Genomic DNA, 17,666 nt, shown 5'->3' on the forward strand with positions numbered 1-17,666 from the left:
AAGATTCATATATTTCTCACATGAGACATTATTGACTCATTAGGATTTGAAAAGTAGCATTCGCACCAAATTCAATCAAGCCTTGGGTGAGTTATGGGCAATTTGCGTGCAGTAGGGATGGCGGGGTCGTTGGCAGTTGCCATTGCGCTGGCCGGGTGTGGACCAGCGAATGAACAGGCGGATATGGCTGAAGTGGCGCGTCCGGTAGAGGTGCTTGCAGTGAAGACTGAGCCACTGGCACTGACGTCAGAGCTGCCGGGGCGGGTGGAACCGATGCGCGTTGCGGAAGTGCGTGCGCGGGTGCCGGGCATCGTGATGCAGAAGCGTTTTGAAGAGGGCGCTGATGTCAAAGCCGGCGACCTGCTTTTCCAGATCGACCCGGCACCGCTGAAAGCAGCCTTGTCTCGCGCCGAGGGTGAACTGGCCCGTGCGCAATCCGTTGCCCTTGAGGCTCAGGCGCGGGTCAAGCGTTATGAACCGTTGGTGAAGATCGAAGCGGTCAGCCAGCAGGACTACGACAGCGCCATGGCCGATTTGCGCAGTGCTCAGGCGGCCACGCGTTCAGCCCAGGCTGATCTGCAAAGCGCCCGGTTGAACCTGGGTTATGCCTCGGTGACCGCGCCGATTTCCGGGCGTGTCGGCCGCGCACTGGTCACAGAAGGCGCCTTGGTCGGTCAGGGTGACGCAACGTTGATGGCGCGGATTCAGCAGCTGGATCCGGTGTATGTCGACTTCACCCAATCGGCCGCTGACGCGCTGCGTCTGCGCGAATCACTCAAGGGCGGCAAACTCTCCGCCGACGACAACAAGGCGTTGTCGATTCGTGTCGACGGCACTGCTTACGAGCGTCAGGGCGCCCTGATGTTTACCGATGTCGCCGTTGACCGTGGCACCGGCCAGGTGTCGTTGCGTGGCAAGTTCGCCAACAGTGACGGTGTGTTGCTGCCGGGCATGTTCGTGCGCGTGCGCACACCTCAAGGCACCGACAATCAGGCCATTCTCGTGCCACAGCGCTCGGTGCAGCGCGGCAGCGATGGCGGGGCGCAAGTCATGGTGGTCGGCGCCGACGGCCGCGCCGAAGCGCGCACTGTGGTGACCGGTTCCATGCAGGGTTCGCGCTGGCAGATCAGTGAAGGCCTGAAGGCCGGCGATCAGGTGATTGTCAGCGGCCTGAGTGGCCTGCAGGCAGGCGCCAAGGTCGCGCCTGCTCAGCCTCAAGCCCAGGCGCTGACGCCTGAGTCGAAACAGTAAGGGCGCCGTCGCCGCGAGGATATTCCGATGTCTCAGTTTTTCATCAAACGCCCGAACTTCGCCTGGGTGGTGGCGTTGTTCATCTCTCTGGCCGGTCTGCTGGTCATTCCGATGCTGCCGGTGGCGCAATACCCCAACGTCGCGCCGCCGCAGATCAAGGTGACGGCAACCTATCCCGGCGCCTCCGCGAAGGTGCTGGTGGACTCGGTCACCAGCGTGATCGAAGAGTCGCTCAACGGTGCCAAGAACTTGCTGTATTTCGAGTCGACCAACAACTCCAACGGTATCGCCGAGATCGCAGTGACGTTCCAGCCGGGCACCGACCCGCAGCTCGCTCAGGTTGACGTGCAAAACCGTCTGAAAAAAGCTGAAGCGCGGATGCCGCAAGCCGTGCTCACCCAAGGTCTGGAAGTGGAGCAGACCAGTGCCGGGTTCTTGCTGATCTATGCGCTGAACTATAAGGAGGGTACCCAGCACAGCGACACCACCGCACTGGGCGACTACGCCGCGCGCAATATCAACAACGAGCTGCGCCGGGTTCCGGGTGTCGGCAAGCTGCAGTTCTTCTCCTCCGAAGCGGCGATGCGCGTCTGGCTCGACCCACAGAAACTGGTGGGCTACGGGCTGTCCATCGACGACGTCAGCGCGGCCATCCGCGGCCAGAACGTACAAGTGCCGGCCGGCAGCTTCGGCAGTACGCCGACCAGCAGCCTGCAGGAACTGACCGCCACCCTGGCGGTGAAAGGTACGCTGGACAATCCGGAAGAATTCTCACGCATTGTCCTGCGTGCCAACGAGGACGGTTCCACGGTCAAACTGGGCGACGTCGCCCGCGTGGAAATCGGTCAGGAAAGTTACAACTTCAACTCGCGTCTCAATGGCAGACCTGCCGTGGCAGCGGCGATCCAGTTGTCGCCCGGCGCCAACGCAATCCAGACCGCAACCGCAGTCAAGCAGCGCCTGGCCGAACTGTCGGCGTACTTCCCGGATGACGTGGAATATTCCGTTCCTTACGACACCTCGCGTTTCGTTGATGTCGCGATCGAGAAGGTGATTCATACCCTGATCGAAGCGATGGTCCTGGTATTTCTGGTGATGTTCCTGTTCCTGCAGAACATCCGCTACACCCTGATTCCGTCGATCGTGGTTCCAGTGTGTCTGTTGGGCACGCTGATGATGATGTACCTGATGGGCTTCTCGGTGAACATGATGACCATGTTCGGCATGGTGCTCGCGATCGGCATTCTGGTGGACGACGCAATTGTTGTGGTGGAGAACGTCGAGCGGATCATGGCCGAGGAGGGCTTGTCGCCGGTTGATGCCACGGTGAAAGCCATGGGGCAGGTATCGGGCGCGATCATCGGTATCACCCTGGTGTTATCGGCGGTGTTCATGCCGCTGGCGTTCATGTCCGGCTCGGTCGGTGTGATCTACCAGCAGTTCTCGGTATCGCTGGCGGTGTCGATTCTGTTCTCCGGTTTCCTTGCCCTGACGTTCACCCCGGCGCTATGCGCCACGCTGCTCAAGCCGATTCCACAAGGGCACCATGAAAAGCGTGGCTTCTTCGGCGCTTTCAACCGTGGCTTCGCCAAGCTCACCGATCGCTATTCGGTGCTGAACAACGGGCTGGTGGCGCGCGCCGGCCGGATGATGTTGGTGTATTTGGGCATTATCGCCATGCTCGGCTTCTTCTACCTGCGCCTGCCGGAATCCTTCGTGCCGGTGGAGGATCAGGGCTACATGATCGTCGACGTCCAGTTGCCACCGGGCGCGACTCGCACCCGTACCGAAGCGACCGGCGAACAACTGGAGCGCTACCTGGCTACCCGCGACGGGGTTCAGTCGACGTTCCTGGTGTCCGGCTTCAGCTTTTCCGGGATGGGCGATAACGCAGCGCTGGCATTCCCGGTGTTCAAGGACTGGTCGGAGCGTGGCGAAGATCAATCGGCCATGGCGGAAGTCAATGCGCTGAACGAGCAATTTGCCGTGACCAACGACGGTGCGGTGATGGCCGTGCCACCGCCGCCGATTGACGGGCTGGGCAACTCCGGTGGTTTCGCCTTGCGCCTGCAGGATCGTGCCGGTCTGGGCCGCGAAGCATTGCTCGCTGCCCGTGACCAGGTGCTCGGTCAGGCCAACGGCAACCCGAAAATCCTCTACGCCATGATGGAAGGCCTGGCCGAGTCGCCGCAATTGCGCGTGGTGATCGACCGTGACAAGGCACGCACCCTGGGGGTGAGTTTTGAATCAATCAGCAGTGCGTTGTCTGCCGCGTTCGGTTCGGAGGTGATCAACGACTTCACCAACGCCGGCCGCCAGCAGCGCGTGGTGGTGCAGGCCGAGCAGGGCGACCGGATGACTCCGGAAAGCGTGCTCAAGCTTTATGTACACAACACCGCGGGTGATCTGGTGCCGCTCAGTGCTTTCGTCACCACGCATTGGGAGGAAGGTCCGGTGCAGGTGGTGCGCTACAACGGTTATCCGTCGGTGCGCATCGTCGGTGATGCGGGGCCGGGCTACAGCACCGGTGAAGCCATGGCGGAAATGGAGCGTATCGCTGCGCAATTGCCGGCCGGCTTCAGCTACGAGTGGACCGGTCTGTCCTATCAGGAGAAGGTCTCCAGCGGTCAGGCCACGCAGCTGTTCGCGCTGGCCATTCTGGTGGTGTTCCTGCTGCTGGTGGCGCTGTACGAGAGCTGGGCGATTCCGCTGACCGTAATGCTGATCGTGCCGATCGGCGCCATCGGTGCGGTGCTCGCGGTGATGGTCGCCGGCATGCCCAACGACGTGTACTTCAAGGTCGGTTTGATCACCATCATCGGTCTGGCGGCGAAAAACGCGATTCTGATCGTCGAGTTCGCCAAGGAGCTTTGGGAGAAAGGTTACAGCCTGCGCGACGCCGCGATCGAGGCCGCACGGCTGCGCTTCCGGCCAATCGTGATGACGTCTATGGCGTTCATTCTCGGCGTAGTGCCGCTGGCATTGGCGACCGGGGCAGGGGCCGCAAGTCAGCGGGCGATCGGTACCGGGGTGATCGGCGGCATGCTCAGCGCGACGCTGCTGGGGGTGTTGTTTGTACCGATCTGTTTTGTCTGGGTGCTGTCGATGCTGCGCAGTAAACCTGCGCCCATTGAACAACCCGCTTTGACTCAGGAGTGACACATGCGTATTTCAGGACTTTCTACGCTGGTGATCGCCATGCTGCTGGCCGGTTGCTCGTTGGCGCCGACCTATGAGCGGCCCGTTGCACCGGTCGCGGACAACTGGGCGGGCGAGTCGCTGAAACAAGGCGCTCCGATCAACCAATTGGCGTGGCAGGCGTTCATCGTCGATCCCGATCTGCGCCGTCTGGTGGAGGTTGCGCTGGATAACAATCGCTCATTGCGCCAGACCCTTCTGGACATCGAGCAGGCTCGGGCGCAGTACCGAATTCAGCGGGCTGATCGGGTTCCCGGGCTGAATGCAAGCGCGTCCGGCAATCGCCAGCGCTTGCCGTCGGACCTGGCCAGCGACGGCCGGGCAGGGGTGGCCAGCCAGTATCAAGTCGGCCTGTCGCTGCCCGAATACGAGCTGGATCTGTTTGGCCGGGTAAAAAGCCTCAGCGACTCGGCGCTGCAGGAATATCTGGCTACCGAAGAAGCCGCCCGCGCCGCGCAGATCGCGCTGATCGCCGAAGTCAGTCAGGCCTATCTTGTTCATGACGGCGCCCAGCGTCGTCTGGATTTGACTCAACAAACCCTGAGCAGCCGCGAATACTCGTTCGCGCTGATCAGCCAGCGCCGCTCCAGCGGCACGGCGACTGCGCTGGATTATCAGGAAGCACTGGGGCTGGTGGAGCAGGCGCGGGCCGAGCAGGAACGCAATCTGCGCGAGAAGCAGCAGGCGTTCAACGCGCTGGTTTTGCTGCTGGGGACAAAGGATGCAGGGAAAGTGATTCCCGAGCGGCTGACGACGCAGCCGATGCTGGTGCAGGACATCGCACCGGATACCACCTCGACGCTGATCGAGCGCCGACCGGACATCCTCGCCGCCGAGCACCGATTGCAGGCGCGCAATGCCGACATCGGCGCGGCACGGGCGGCGTTCTTTCCGCGCATCAGCCTGACCGGCAGCTTTGGTACTTCCAGCGCGCAGATGTCCGGTCTGTTCGACGGTGGCTCGCGCTCCTGGAGTTTCGTGCCGAACCTTTCGCTGCCGTTGTTCGATGCCGGTCGCAACAGTGCCGGGCTGAGTCTGGCCGAAGCCCGCAAGGATTCAGCCGTGGCGGCCTATGAAGGCACGATTCAGACGGCGTTCCGCGAGGTCGCCGATGCATTGGCCGCCACCGACACCTTGCGCCGGGAGGAAGCCGCGCGCCGCGCACTGGCCAACACCAGCACTGAAACCCTGAGTCTGGCCAAGGCCCGTTATGAAGGCGGTATCGACAGCCACCTGCGTTATCTCGATGCCCAGCGCACCAGTTTCGTCAACGAAACGGCGTTTATCGAAGTCAGCACTCAGCGCCAGATTGCCCTGGTCGATCTGTTCCGTTCGCTGGGTGGAGGATGGTCATCACAAACAAACGTCAGATAAATCCTGGCAAGAGCTCCTTTGGGTTGGCGCATCCAACCTTTTGCCCCGTAGACCGAGAGGTCACGGGGCTTTTTTGCAGGAGGACAGAGTGTGGATTATTGGGGTTTTACGTTAGCGGCACCGTGCAGGAACATCTGTTCCAGCACATTGGCCGAGTTGGCGCTGGCCGCGCGCCCACGGCGCTCGGCATCGACCATTCCGAAGATCATGGTCAGGAACAGCTCTGTGAAAACGGCTGCCGTGATATCGATGCGAAATGCGCCCAATTGCTGGCCGCGCAGAAAAAAAGCATCCAGGGCATCGGCATAAGATTGCCAACGGTCGCCCTCACCGTTGACTGGAAAAGTGTCGGGTCGGTACTGAAAGAGCAGGAAAACCAGCATTTCACGATGCGCCAAATGCTCATTGATCAAACTGCGCAACGCCTGCACCGGCTCTCCGTGCAGCAGGTCGGTTGTGGTGGTGATCTGGTTCAGCACCGTCTCACCGTGGCTTTCCATTATCTGCACCAAGTTGTCGCGGGTGCCGCAAAAGCGATGCAGCGTAGCCTTGCTCACGCCTGCCGCTTCAGCCAGTTCCTTGAGCGTCGCACGGGGGCGATCAACGATGGCCAGGGCAAGCGCCTTGATGAGTCGTTCGTCTTGAGGAGTCAGGGACATCAGTCGGTCTCGAGTCGTATTTCAGTCCTCGGAATTGTGCAGGAAAAGCTCATTACTGCAATGAAAACCACAAAGCTTGAGCAACTTACTTCATCTGAGACGAAATAAGCTCAACGCCCGGCTCACAAAGCTGAACGGATTTCGGGGTATTTGCATGTCATGAACTGCAAAATACCTGGCGTGATCTGCCAAGCTTTTGCATCGGTCGTTATCCAGAATCGAAACCCTCAATAACAAAAGACACTGCATTTGGCTCCCGCCAGATGACGGAGGTTTGCGATGCGCCCGATTCTATTTTCCTGCCTGGCCCTGACTCTCGTCTCCCTCGCCATCTACTCGATTCATAGCTTCTACTCAGTGGGCTCATACGGTGTGTTCAGCCCGGTCAGCTGGAACCCGACAGCACAGTCGCAGCCAGCCTATCCCGTTGCCAGCATCGGTGATGTTTTCCGGAAATTTTAAAACGCCGCGGATATTCGATCTTCAATCACGCCCTCTCAACACCCTGAATACGTCAGTAAGGGACACTCCATGTGTGACCTGATCCATTACCGCGTCGTAGATGGCCTGGCGCTGATCGGTCTTGACCGTGCGCCGGTCAACGCACTCGACCAGACCCTACGTGCAGCCCTCATTGATGCCTGTGAGCGTGCCGCTACGGACATAGCGGTGGGTGCCGTCATTCTCTATGGGGTGCAGGGACTGTTCAGTGCTGGTACCGACATCAAAGAATTCGGGACCGAAGCGTGCTTCGCTGAACCTGACTTGCCTGGCATCCTGACTCGCTTGAGCGCGCTTCATAAACCACTGATTGCGGCGATCGGTACGTTTGCGTTAGGAGGAGGGCTAGAGCTGGCCCTGGCCTGCGGATACCGGATTGGTGCGCCAGATGCACGGCTAGGGTTGTCGGAAATCAATCTTGGTCTGATGCCTGGCGCCGGCGGTACGCAACGCTTGCCCAGGCTGATAGGCGCCGAATCGGCTTTGAACCTCATTCTTTCAGGTGAGCAGATCGATGCCGAGCGTGCTCGAATGCTCGGCATTCTTGACCGTATCTCCTCCAGCACCGAACAGTTGCTGGAAGAGGCGCGCGCTTATGCCAATGAGTTGATCGAATGTTGTGCTCCTGCGCGGCCAGCCGAAGCATGGCCAAACCCCGCCGAGGACTTGCCCGATGATTTCCTGGCGCGTTATCGCGTGGAGCATGAGCCGCGCTGGAAAAGTCGACTGGCGCCCAGGTTGGTGCTTTCTGCGCTGGAGGCCGCCTGCCTGTTGCCGATGGAAGAGGGATTGGTGCGGGAATTGACGCTGTTCAAGCAGGCTGAAGCATCACGTCAGTCGAAAGCATTGCGGCATGTTTTCTTCGCAGAACAAGACGCGCGGCGAACGCCCCGGATCGATACGGCTGATCCGTCGCGCAAGATCAACAAGGTTGCCGTGATCGGTGCAGGCACCTTGGGTGGAGGCATCGCGATGAGCTTTGCCGATGTCGGTATTCCCGTTGCGCTGATGGATCTTGATGGGCGCACGCTTGATCGCGGTCTCAAACGTGTTCGTGAAAACTATCAGCTCAGCGTCAAGCGCGGAAAACTCAGTGCCGTACAAATGCAGCAGCGGATGGAGCTGCTGTTTGGCACGCTCGACTACGCAGACCTTTCAGATGCCGACCTGATCATTGAGGCGGTATGCGAAAAGATGGAGAGCAAGCATCAGGTGTTCCTCGCTCTGGAGAGCGTGTGTAAGCCAGGTGCCATTCTTGCGACCAATACGTCGTCGCTGGATATCGATGCGCTCGCGAAGATGGTCTCTCGTCCGCAGGATGTCATTGGCATGCATTTCTTTAGTCCGGCCAACGTCATGCGATTGGTGGAAATTGTGCTTTGTCAGACTACAGCGCCGGACGTCGTAACCGCTGTCATGGACATCGCCAGACGTATCGGCAAACTTCCGGTCATCTCCGGTAACAGCGCCGGCTCCATCGGTAATCGCATGCTCGAACCCTATGCCCGCGAAGCTCACCGTCTGGTACTGGAGGGGGCGACGCCGGTCCAGGTTGATGCAGTGCTGACCAGTCTGGATTTGAATATGGGCGTATTCAGCATGCTGGATCTGGCAGGTATCGATGTGAGCTTTCTAATGCGCGACGCCAAGCGTGAAGCCATCGCCCATGACCAGAGCTACTGCTGCCTTGCCGAGGAACTGTATGCCTTGGGACGGTACGGGCAAAAGACCGGACGTGGCTTTTACCTCTACGAGGGACGTAGTCCAAGGGAAGACCGGGAAGTCATCATGCTGGCAGAGCAGCTTGCCCGTGAACACAACGTTACGCGTCGCAACATCGAAGATTTGGAAATTCACGATCGCTGCCTGTTTGTAATGATCAACGAAGGCATTCGCTTGCTGGACGAAGGTATTGCCCTGCGTGCCAGTGACATCGATCTGGTGTGGATCAACGGCTATGGCTTTCCCGCGCATCTCGGAGGCCCCATGCATTACGCCGAGCAGTTGGGCCTGGAAACGGTGCTCAGCCGCATCCATCACTATCGCAGCGCGCTTGGCGAATACGGTGAGATGTGGTTTCGCCCAGCGGCGCTTCTGGAACGTCTGGTAGCCGCCGGCAGATCTCGCATCGAAATATTCTGAAAATTCCCTTTCTCCGGACGAGAGCGAGTCATGAGGACGACCACGCATCTGCCTCATGCTCGCCCGATTTCGGAGAAAGGGACCTGTTACCCGTAGAGCGCGCCAGCGCGATTCATTTCGAGGTGTGTTGATGACTCAAGATTTCATTCAGAATTTTTCGCTTGCCGGCCGAACTGTATTGATCACCGGCGCCTCCAGCGGCATTGGAGCTCACCTGGCAAGGGTCGCTGGGCATGCCGGCGCCCGGGTTGTGCTGACTGCACGACGCGTCGAAAGACTCGCACAGGTGGCAAAGGACATTGAATGGGATTGCGGGCAAGCGCTGTCCGTCGAACTCGATGTGACTGACCGGAACAGTGTCGAAGCGGCGTTCGATGCGGCCGAAGCACATTTTGGCGTGGTTGACGTGGTACTCAACAACGCAGGTATCGGTAACGGCCAGCGTCCACTCGAAATCAGTGAAGAGCAGTGGCGTGAGATGCTTTCAACCAATCTGGATGGCGTCTGGCGTGTCGCCCAGGTTGCTGCACAAAGGCTGGCAAAGGCCGGACGTAAGGGCAGCATCGTCAACGTGGCCTCGATACTCGGACTGCGCGTTAGCACCGGTTACAGCCATTACTGCGCTGCAAAAGCCGGGGTGGTTCAGCTGACCAAGTCACTGGCGCTGGAGCTGGCGCGGTACAACATCAGGGTCAACGCCATCGCGCCAGGTTATTTCAAGACTGAAATGAACGAAGCTTTTTTTGAGGGTGACAAGGGCAACAGCTACATCCGCGATAGGGTGCCCATGCGTCGACTGGGTCAGTTACACGAACTGGCCGGTCCCTTTTTGCTGTTAGCGAGTGACGCCGGTGCATTCATGACTGGCAGCGTACTGACCGTGGATGGAGGCCATCTGGTCAGCAGCATGTGATCGGCTCAGTGACTGGCCACCAGCAGGGCCAGTGCGGCGCAAGCCGTCTCGGTTTCGGCCCTCAATCTATGCAGGTCTCCATGGGCGGACCACGCGATAGTCAACCCGTCAACCAGTTGGACCAGAAGCCGACTTGCGGCCTTTAAAAACTTTTCCCCCAGCTCTGCGCCTACAGCTCGCTCCAGTGCCTGCTCAGTCGCTTCAATGGCTACTGAGTAAATCTTGCTTGCCATTTCGGGGTCATTGCGCAGTGCCCAAAAAAACAACTCACTCTGCGCCTTGGCCGCGTCCGGATGATCGATGAACCAAGTGATCAACTGTCGCAGGACTTCGGCAGTCGTATCAGCGGCAGTTGTCCCGGCAGGGACGTGTTCCAACGCTTGATGAGGCAGGTTAAATAGCGACTCATAGACGGCATAGAAGAGGTCGTTCTTGGTATGAAACACGTAATGCAGCGATGCCAACGGACAACCGGCCGCCGCCGCAATCCGTCGGGTCGTTGCATTGGCGACACCGTGCTCGGCAATCACTTTGATCGTTGCCTCGACGAAATCCTGCCGGCGTAATTCAGCGCCCATTCTGGCCATAGGTCAGCAATCTCCAATATTCCTGGCGCCCTTTATCGGTAAGGGCACTGTCGACGCTTGCGGATGCTACAGCAACGAATCGCCTTGCGTCAGGGAAGAAACGGTGGTCTGAAACTGTCGCACCATTATTGGTAACGACCGTTTCGCAAATTCCCGATTTGGTGCGAACCGAAGAAACACTCGGAAATGTTTAACGAAACTCTCGTGGCTCGAATCTATCCCGCGTCTCTGTAATCGATTGATTAAACGTGACTATTTCCCGCGCTTCAGACATTGGCACCAGCCTTGCTTTGATCAAGCGACTTGGTCAATTGATCAAGTCAGTTGATTAGGTTAGCGCAGGCAACGTGTTACTGCCGTCAAAGTGGCCACGGTGCCGATCAAGACCCACGAGGATCCTCCAATGAACACAGTGATTGAGCGCCCCAATAACAATGTTTCTAAAGGCGTCGTACGCAGATGTTTGATCGCGGCCGTCGCCGCATCAACCTTCATCTGCACGGCGCAGGCGGCAGATAAGGATCCTGCATTGCTCGGCACAAAACTGACCCCGCTGGGAGGTGAGGCGGCGGCCAGCGCCGATGGTGTCATTCCTGCCTGGACACCACCCGGACCACAAGGTGGCGGTTGGAGCCACGGCCAGGTGCGAGGTCAGCAGTGGAAGTTCAAGGATGACAAACCGCTGTTCAGTATCGACTCAGGCAACGTCGCGAAGTACACCGGCAAGCTTTCCCCTGGCCAAGTGGAAATGTTCAAGAAGATACCGGGGTACCGGATGGATGTGTATCCGACACGGCGCAGCTGTGGCGTACCGGATTTCGTCGCGGAAAACACGAAGAAGAATGTCGGTTTCGCGAAACTCGACGGCGACGGTCTGGCACTGCAGGAGGCTTACGTCCCCGGTATCCCATTTCCGTTTCCAACCTCGGGTGCCGAGGTTATGTGGAACATGAAAATGCGTTATCGCGGTGTCGGCTTCGATATGTCGAAAACCGTTTCCGGAATTTCGCCGCGAAAAGGGAGTGAAGACTGGCTGCGAACCTCCACTGACTGGTTCATGTACACACCATGGGGCGTGAAGGGCAGTGCGTTGTTTTCTTCATTCGATCGACTCGAAGTTGCGACCTACTTCAGCTACTCCGACCCCGCAGCCCTTGCCGGGCAGGCCGGCGTGGTGACGACCAAAGCTGGCGAGCAAGCCACTACGTTCTATTACTTCCCGGGCCAGCGCCGGGTACGTCGCATGCCGGCGTACTCCTACGACGCACCGCAAATCGGTCTGGACAATCAGTACACCATTGATGAGTCCAACGTGTTCTTTGGTCCGATGGATCGCTTCGACTGGAAGTTGGTCGGCAAGCAGGAAATGCTTGTGCCCTACAACTCGTTCGGCGCCTACGACAACTCGGCGAAGATTGAGGATGTGGCCAAGCGCGACTTCATCGCCCCCGAATCGCGTCGCTATGAGTTGCACCGCGTCTGGGTGGTAGAAGCAACCGTTCGCCAGGGCATGCGTCATCAGGCTCCGAAACGTCTGTTTTACATCGATGAGGACAGTTGGAACGCGCTGATGGCGGTGGACTACGACAAACAAGGGCAAATCTGGAAAGTCCGCGAAGGCTACACAATCCCGGTCTACGAGACTGGCACCTGCGATATGGAAGCCCAGGCGCAATACAACCTCGTTGATGGTCGCTACCTCTACGACATGACCTCCATTGGTACCGGCAAGAACGACCATCGCTGGCTCACCGATAGCGCCAACAACCCTCGTTTGAAACGCGACTTCTACACCTCAGACAATCTGCGCGCCACCAGCGAACGCTAACAGCGGCTTTCGGGAACAGACATGAAAAAAATAATCAGTAAAACCTCAGGTCTTGTCATCGCGTGTGCAACCCCATTTGCCATGGCGTTCACTTTTGAAACCGAAAACATCCGAGGCTCATTCGATTCCACTCTCGCTGTGGGCATGGGGTTACGGACCGAATCTCGCGGATGCAATCTCATCACCAGCAGTCCAGGCGGTCACAATCCTCCCAGCGGTTGTCTGGCTCCCAGCGCCAATATTGGTGACCAGGGCGACTTGAACTACGACCGGGGGGATCTGTTCACCAACTACATAAAAGGTACCCATGAACTGGTGCTTAAATTTCCCGAGGACTACACGTTCATGGCACGCGGGAGTTGGATACGCGACTTTGCCGCGACCGACACCAGCGGTGCGCTATCGGCCAACCGGCCTGAAGGTGTCGGGAGCGACGGCCTCACCAGCAGCGCCCGGGACGATCTGGAGTTCAAAGCGCGCCTGCTGGACCTGTGGGTGAGCAAGAGTTTCGATGTCGGTGAACAGCGTGTTCGTGCTCGTCTGGGTAATCAGGTCATCAACTGGGGCGAGAGCCTGTTCGCTGCCGGCGGCATCAACAATACCAACGCCTACGATGTCATGGCGTTGTCGCGTCCCGGCACCCAGCTCAAGGAAGCCCTGTTGCCAGCGCCGATGTTGAGCCTTGCGTCAGGACTGGGTGCCGGCGTCAACATCGAGGCGTACTGGCAGTTCAACTGGAACAAAAGCGAGCTGCCTCCCGTGGGCAGTTATTGGTCCACGACCCATGCACTGGGCGAGGGCAGGGGAGCTTACGGTTACGACGAAAAGGACGCACGCAATGGAGGCCAATGGGGGGTGTCGCTGCGCTGGCAGCCTGACAACACCGATCTCAACCTCGGCCTGTACGTGATGCGTTATCACGACAAACTGCCGTCGTTGAGCATGCAGGTACTGGATCCGGAAACCTTCGCTTTGGCGCAAACCTGGAAGTATCCGGAGGACCGAATGATGTACGGCATCAGTGCCAACATGCCGGTCGGCGACTGGGCATTGGGTACGGAGCTTTCATATCGCCCAAAGGATGCGGTGCCGCTTAATCCAGTCATCGACGCCTGTGCCAGCAACGGTGGCAAGTGCTGGAAGGATGAAAAGAAACTGCAATGGCACCTGACCGGCATTTACAGCATGACCCCGTCCAACTCGCCGACGTTGCTCGACCTCACCGGTGCCAGCACCGGTACGCTGCTGAGCGAACTCGTGGTCGTGAAATACCCGGGGCTGCATAACGAGTACGCCGGTGAACCGATTGCCGCCGGTCTCAATACCTGGCAACTGGATCCGTCCATCCCGCCGAGCGCCAAGGGCAACAAAACCTCTTCCGGAATCAGCCTCGATTTCAGCCTGACGTATGACAACACGCTGATCCCTGGCTGGCAGGTGACGCCGGGAGTGTTCTATTCGCAATCCATCAAGGGACGCACACCCAACCTGTCGGCGACGTTCACCGAGGATGCCAGCAGTATGAACCTGTACCTCAACTTCGTGCGCAATCCTGCGAGCTGGCAGATCTCGGCCAACTACGCCAAGTTCATGGGCGGCAAGACCCCTTACGATCAACTGCTGCGTGATCGCGATTACGTCGGCCTTGTGGTTTCCCGAACCCTATGAGGCACGCCGTGAATAGTTCTCTGAAAATGAAGGAAACCAAAGTGCGCGGTGTATTGCCGCGCATCGAACAGTGGTTGTTCACTCATCGCCTGCTGACGTTGTTGAGTTTGGCGGTGTTCACAGCGGGCATGGCCTGGTTTGCCGTCCAGTTACGCATGGAAGCAGGATTCGAAAAGCAGCTACCCATTGGCCACGAGTACATCTCAACCTTTGAGACGTATCGCAACGACTTGCTCGGTGCGAACCGGCTGACCGTGGTGGTAAAGGCTGGTCAGGGGACGATCTGGAGCCAGGCAGGGCTCAAGCGCCTTTATGACGTCACTCAGGCGCTGATTTTCCTGCCGAACGTATCGCGCAGCAGTGTGCGTTCGTTGTGGACGCCCAACGCGTTCGTCAACGAAATCACCGAAGAAGGTTTTCGTGCCGATCCGCTGGTGCCGGGTACGGTGACGCCCGAAAGTCTCGATGAAACGAGCATGGCGATGATCGCCAACTCGACGGCGCAGGGTGGCTTTATCGGAACGCTGGTCGCTCGCGACCAAAGCAGCGCAATGATCACTGTCGATCTCAACGAATTCGATGCTGACGGCCAGCGCCTCGACTATGTGGCCTACAACCATGTGCTTGAGGAGAAAATTCGCAATCAGTTCGAGGATAAGGACTTCGAGATCCAAATCATCGGTTTCGCCAAGCAGATCGGTGACATTGCAGTAGGTGCCTCGGCGGTGCTGGAGTTCTGCCTATTGGCATTGCTGCTGACGGCCGCTGCGGTGTACTGGTATTGCCATTCGCTTCGTTTCACCTTGCTGGCGGTGGGTTGCTCGCTGGTGTCACTGATCTGGCAGTTCGGCGCCTTGCGTTTGCTCGGCTATGGACTGGATCCGCTGGCAGTGCTGGTGCCCTTTCTGGTGTTTGCCATCGGGGTCTCCCATGGCGTACAGCAAATCAACTTCATCATTCGCGAGATCGCCTGCGGCAAGTCGGTGGAAGGAGCGGCACGCGCCAGTTTCAGCGGCTTGCTGATTCCCGGCACGCTGGCGTTAGTCACTGCATTTGTTTCGTTCGTAACGCTATTGTTGATCCCGATTCCAATGGTTCGGGAGCTGGCAATCACCGCCTCGCTCGGGGTGGCGTTCAAGATCGTCACCAACCTGGTGATGCTGCCGATCGTGGCATCAATGCTACGGGTAGATGCCGGTTACGCCGCTGCCGAGGAAATTTCTCGCCAGCGCCGGGCTCGTTGGTTACGCGGTTTTGCCCGATTGACTGAATGGCACAACGTACGGTGGGTGCTGGGTATGGCCGTGCTGATATTTGTCACCGCGGCCTGGCAAAGCCACGATCGGGTGGTTGGCTCCCTGCAGGCCGGGGCGCCTGAACTGCGCGAGGATGCGCGCTTCAATCGTGATGCGGTATCCATTGCCGGCAATTACGACATCGGGCTGGATTGGCTCAGTGTGGTCTTCGAAGCCAAAACTGACGCCGGCGCAAACGCTTGTGAAGACATTGCCCTTGGTCAGTATCAGGATCGCTTTGTATGGGCTATGCAAGGTGTACCAGGTGTGGTGTCGGTCACCTCGTTCTCTAACAGCCTGCGGCAGTTTAACGAGGGCTATAACGAGGGCAACCCGAAAATGAACGCAGTGCCCATCGACCCGGCCAACTACTCGTCGATGGCCGCCGAAGTAGCTCGAGTGCCAGGAATGATGCGTCCCGATTGCAGCATGACGGCGGTGCATCTGTTCCTCGCCGATCATAAAGCGACGACCATTCACCGCGTGATTGCCGCCGCCAAGGCATTCCGTTCTCAGTTCATTCAGCCGGGCGTGAGCATACGCCTGGCTTCCGGTAACGCTGGCGTGATTGCGGCGATCAACGAAGAGGTGGAACGCAGCGAGCTGCCCATGATGCTTTATGTCTATGCAGCGATCGCTCTGTTGGTGTTTGTCGTCTATCGAGACTGGCGCGCGGTGTTGGTCTGTTGCCTACCGCTGACACTGGGCACCTTCATCGGCTACTGGTTCATGAAAGAGCTGCAAATCGGTCTGACCATCGCCACCTTGCCAGTCATGGTGCTGGCCGTCGGCATCGGCGTGGATTACGCCTTTTATATCTACAACCGTCTGCAACTGCACCAGGCTCTCGGGCAGCCAATTACCAAAGCGGTCGAGCACGCGTTGCTGGAGGTAGGCGTCGCTACGATCTTTACCGCCATCACCTTGGCGGTGGGCGTCGCCACCTGGGCGTTTTCCGATCTTAAGTTCCAGGCCGACATGGGCAAGCTGCTGGCCTTCATGTTCCTGGTCAACATGATCATGGCCATGACAGTTCTGCCTGCATTCGCCGTCTGGCTTGAACGAATGTTCCCACGGCGTCGTCCAGTGCGCCTGATTGGCTCACTGGTGCATTGAGGAGATCCCGATGCGAAATCTGATTGCTTTACTCGTTCTAATGTTATCGGCGTTATCGCAGGCTTCGCCCTTGCCGACCGTACCTGCAGCAAAAACTGCCAACGCCAGTGCCGCCACGCTGTTGAGTGTTACCTGGGCTGGGGAGCGGACCGTTGCCGTCGGCGATCACGGGGTGGTGTTGCTGTCGGACGACCGAGGCCAGCATTTCCGTCAAGCGACATCCGTACCGGTGTCCACGCCTTTGACCGGTGTGTCCTTCGTCGACGCCAGACAGGGCTGGGCTGTCGGCCACTGGGGCGCAATTCTCGCCACCAGGGACGGAGGTGAGAATTGGCAAGTTCAACGCTTGTCCAGTGCAGAAGATCGGCCATTGTTTGCGGTGCACTTTTTCAACCCGATCCAGGGTGTCGCGGTAGGGCTGTGGTCGCTGGTGCTGACAACCGATGACGGCGGAAAGACCTGGATCGAGCAAAAAATCGATGCGCCTCCCGGAGCGAGTCGTGCCGACTTGAATCTGATGGGACTGTTTGCCGATGGAGCAGGGCATTTGTACGCAACTGCGGAACGCGGCCAGGTATTGCGCTCCGATGACCAGGGCAAACACTGGCGCTATCTGGATACGGGCTACAGCGGCACGTTGTGGACAGGGGCCGTGCTTGGCGACGGTTCATTGCTGGTGGGCGGGCAACGCGGCACCTTGTTGCACAGCTCTGCAGACGGTTCGAACTGGCAGCGCGTACCGTTGCAAAGCAAGAGTTCAGTCACAGCCATAGATGTTTCCGGGCGAGCAGTGATTGCGGTAGGACTCGACGGTTTGATGGTTCGCAGTGACGACGGTGGGAGCAGTTTTCACGAGCAACCCAGCAGCGACGGTGTTTCTCTCACCGCGATCCTGCTCAACAGTGACACTTCACCGATTCTGTTTTCACGGCGAGGCGTCGTCCCTCAACGCTGATGCCATCGATGTGTCGGAAGACAGGCGCCAGCCTGCTTTCCGGCATTTCAGCGCGAAAAAACATCTAGAACCCTGCTGATTTTCGGCCGGATTTTCCGTGCCTGGAGAGCAGCCATTTACGTTTTCAACAATAAACATAACAGTTGTTGCGTTAAATAATTTTGCTTGTTAGAGTCGAT

11 protein-coding genes are annotated in these 17,666 nt (G+C 58.5%); 9 read left to right on the forward strand and 2 right to left on the reverse strand.

Annotated features, from left to right (window positions below; all coding sequences use genetic code 11):
* Positions 1-93 precede the first annotated feature (93 nt).
* Genes ACTJK9_RS05175 through ACTJK9_RS05185 form a run of 3 tightly spaced genes read left to right on the forward strand, consistent with a single transcriptional unit; the run spans position 94 to position 5,823 of the window.
* Entirely contained in the window at positions 94-1,251 is a 1,158-nt protein-coding gene (locus ACTJK9_RS05175) for a MexC family multidrug efflux RND transporter periplasmic adaptor subunit (protein ID WP_039768489.1), read from the forward strand.
* Between the two features lie 27 nt (positions 1,252-1,278).
* Positions 1,279-4,410: an efflux RND transporter permease subunit gene (locus ACTJK9_RS05180; RefSeq protein ID WP_039768488.1), complete on the forward strand. Its 3,132-nt coding sequence runs from the start codon at positions 1,279-1,281 to the stop codon at positions 4,408-4,410.
* A gap of 3 nt (positions 4,411-4,413) precedes the next feature.
* The gene (locus tag ACTJK9_RS05185; RefSeq protein ID WP_440812635.1) at positions 4,414-5,823 is read left to right on the forward strand and encodes an efflux transporter outer membrane subunit; all 1,410 of its coding nucleotides are present in this window, start codon (positions 4,414-4,416) and stop codon (positions 5,821-5,823) included.
* A gap of 95 nt (positions 5,824-5,918) precedes the next feature.
* Here the strand turns inward: ACTJK9_RS05185 and ACTJK9_RS05190 are convergent, their stop codons facing one another.
* A complete protein-coding gene (locus ACTJK9_RS05190) occupies positions 5,919-6,482 on the reverse strand; it encodes a TetR/AcrR family transcriptional regulator (RefSeq protein WP_011334168.1) in 564 nt (187 codons plus the stop codon).
* A 531-nt stretch (positions 6,483-7,013) separates the two neighbouring features.
* Between ACTJK9_RS05190 and ACTJK9_RS05195 the strand changes: the two genes are divergently transcribed.
* A complete protein-coding gene (locus tag ACTJK9_RS05195) occupies positions 7,014-9,125 on the forward strand; it encodes a 3-hydroxyacyl-CoA dehydrogenase NAD-binding domain-containing protein (protein WP_103385262.1) in 2,112 nt (703 codons plus the stop codon).
* Positions 9,126-9,255: 130 nt separating this feature from the next.
* A complete protein-coding gene (locus tag ACTJK9_RS05200) occupies positions 9,256-10,038 on the forward strand; it encodes an SDR family NAD(P)-dependent oxidoreductase (protein WP_011334166.1) in 783 nt (260 codons plus the stop codon).
* Between the two features lie 5 nt (positions 10,039-10,043).
* Here ACTJK9_RS05200 and ACTJK9_RS05205 read toward each other — a convergent pair whose 3' ends face one another.
* A complete protein-coding gene (locus ACTJK9_RS05205; protein WP_011334165.1) occupies positions 10,044-10,625 on the reverse strand; it encodes a TetR/AcrR family transcriptional regulator in 582 nt (193 codons plus the stop codon).
* A 403-nt stretch (positions 10,626-11,028) separates the two neighbouring features.
* On the opposite strand from ACTJK9_RS05205, the gene ACTJK9_RS05210 reads away from it, so the two are divergent.
* Genes ACTJK9_RS05210 through ACTJK9_RS05225 form a run of 4 tightly spaced genes read left to right on the forward strand, consistent with a single transcriptional unit; the run spans position 11,029 to position 17,487 of the window.
* Entirely contained in the window at positions 11,029-12,453 is a 1,425-nt protein-coding gene (locus tag ACTJK9_RS05210; RefSeq protein ID WP_011334164.1) for a DUF1329 domain-containing protein, read from the forward strand.
* A 21-nt stretch (positions 12,454-12,474) separates the two neighbouring features.
* Complete coding sequence (locus ACTJK9_RS05215) at positions 12,475-14,121, forward strand: DUF1302 domain-containing protein (protein ID WP_011334163.1); 1,647 nt, start codon at positions 12,475-12,477, stop codon at positions 14,119-14,121.
* A gap of 8 nt (positions 14,122-14,129) precedes the next feature.
* Positions 14,130-16,532: an efflux RND transporter permease subunit gene (locus ACTJK9_RS05220; RefSeq protein ID WP_440812642.1), complete on the forward strand. Its 2,403-nt coding sequence runs from the start codon at positions 14,130-14,132 to the stop codon at positions 16,530-16,532.
* A 10-nt stretch (positions 16,533-16,542) separates the two neighbouring features.
* Positions 16,543-17,487 (forward strand): WD40/YVTN/BNR-like repeat-containing protein, encoded by a 945-nt coding sequence (locus ACTJK9_RS05225; protein ID WP_440812645.1) that lies wholly within the window; start codon positions 16,543-16,545, stop codon positions 17,485-17,487.
* The last annotated feature ends 179 nt before the right edge of the window (positions 17,488-17,666 follow it).

It is taken from the genome of Pseudomonas sp. 22082, from assembly GCF_052046055.1.
GTDB classification, from domain to species: Bacteria; Pseudomonadota; Gammaproteobacteria; order Pseudomonadales; family Pseudomonadaceae; genus Aquipseudomonas; species Aquipseudomonas pharyngis.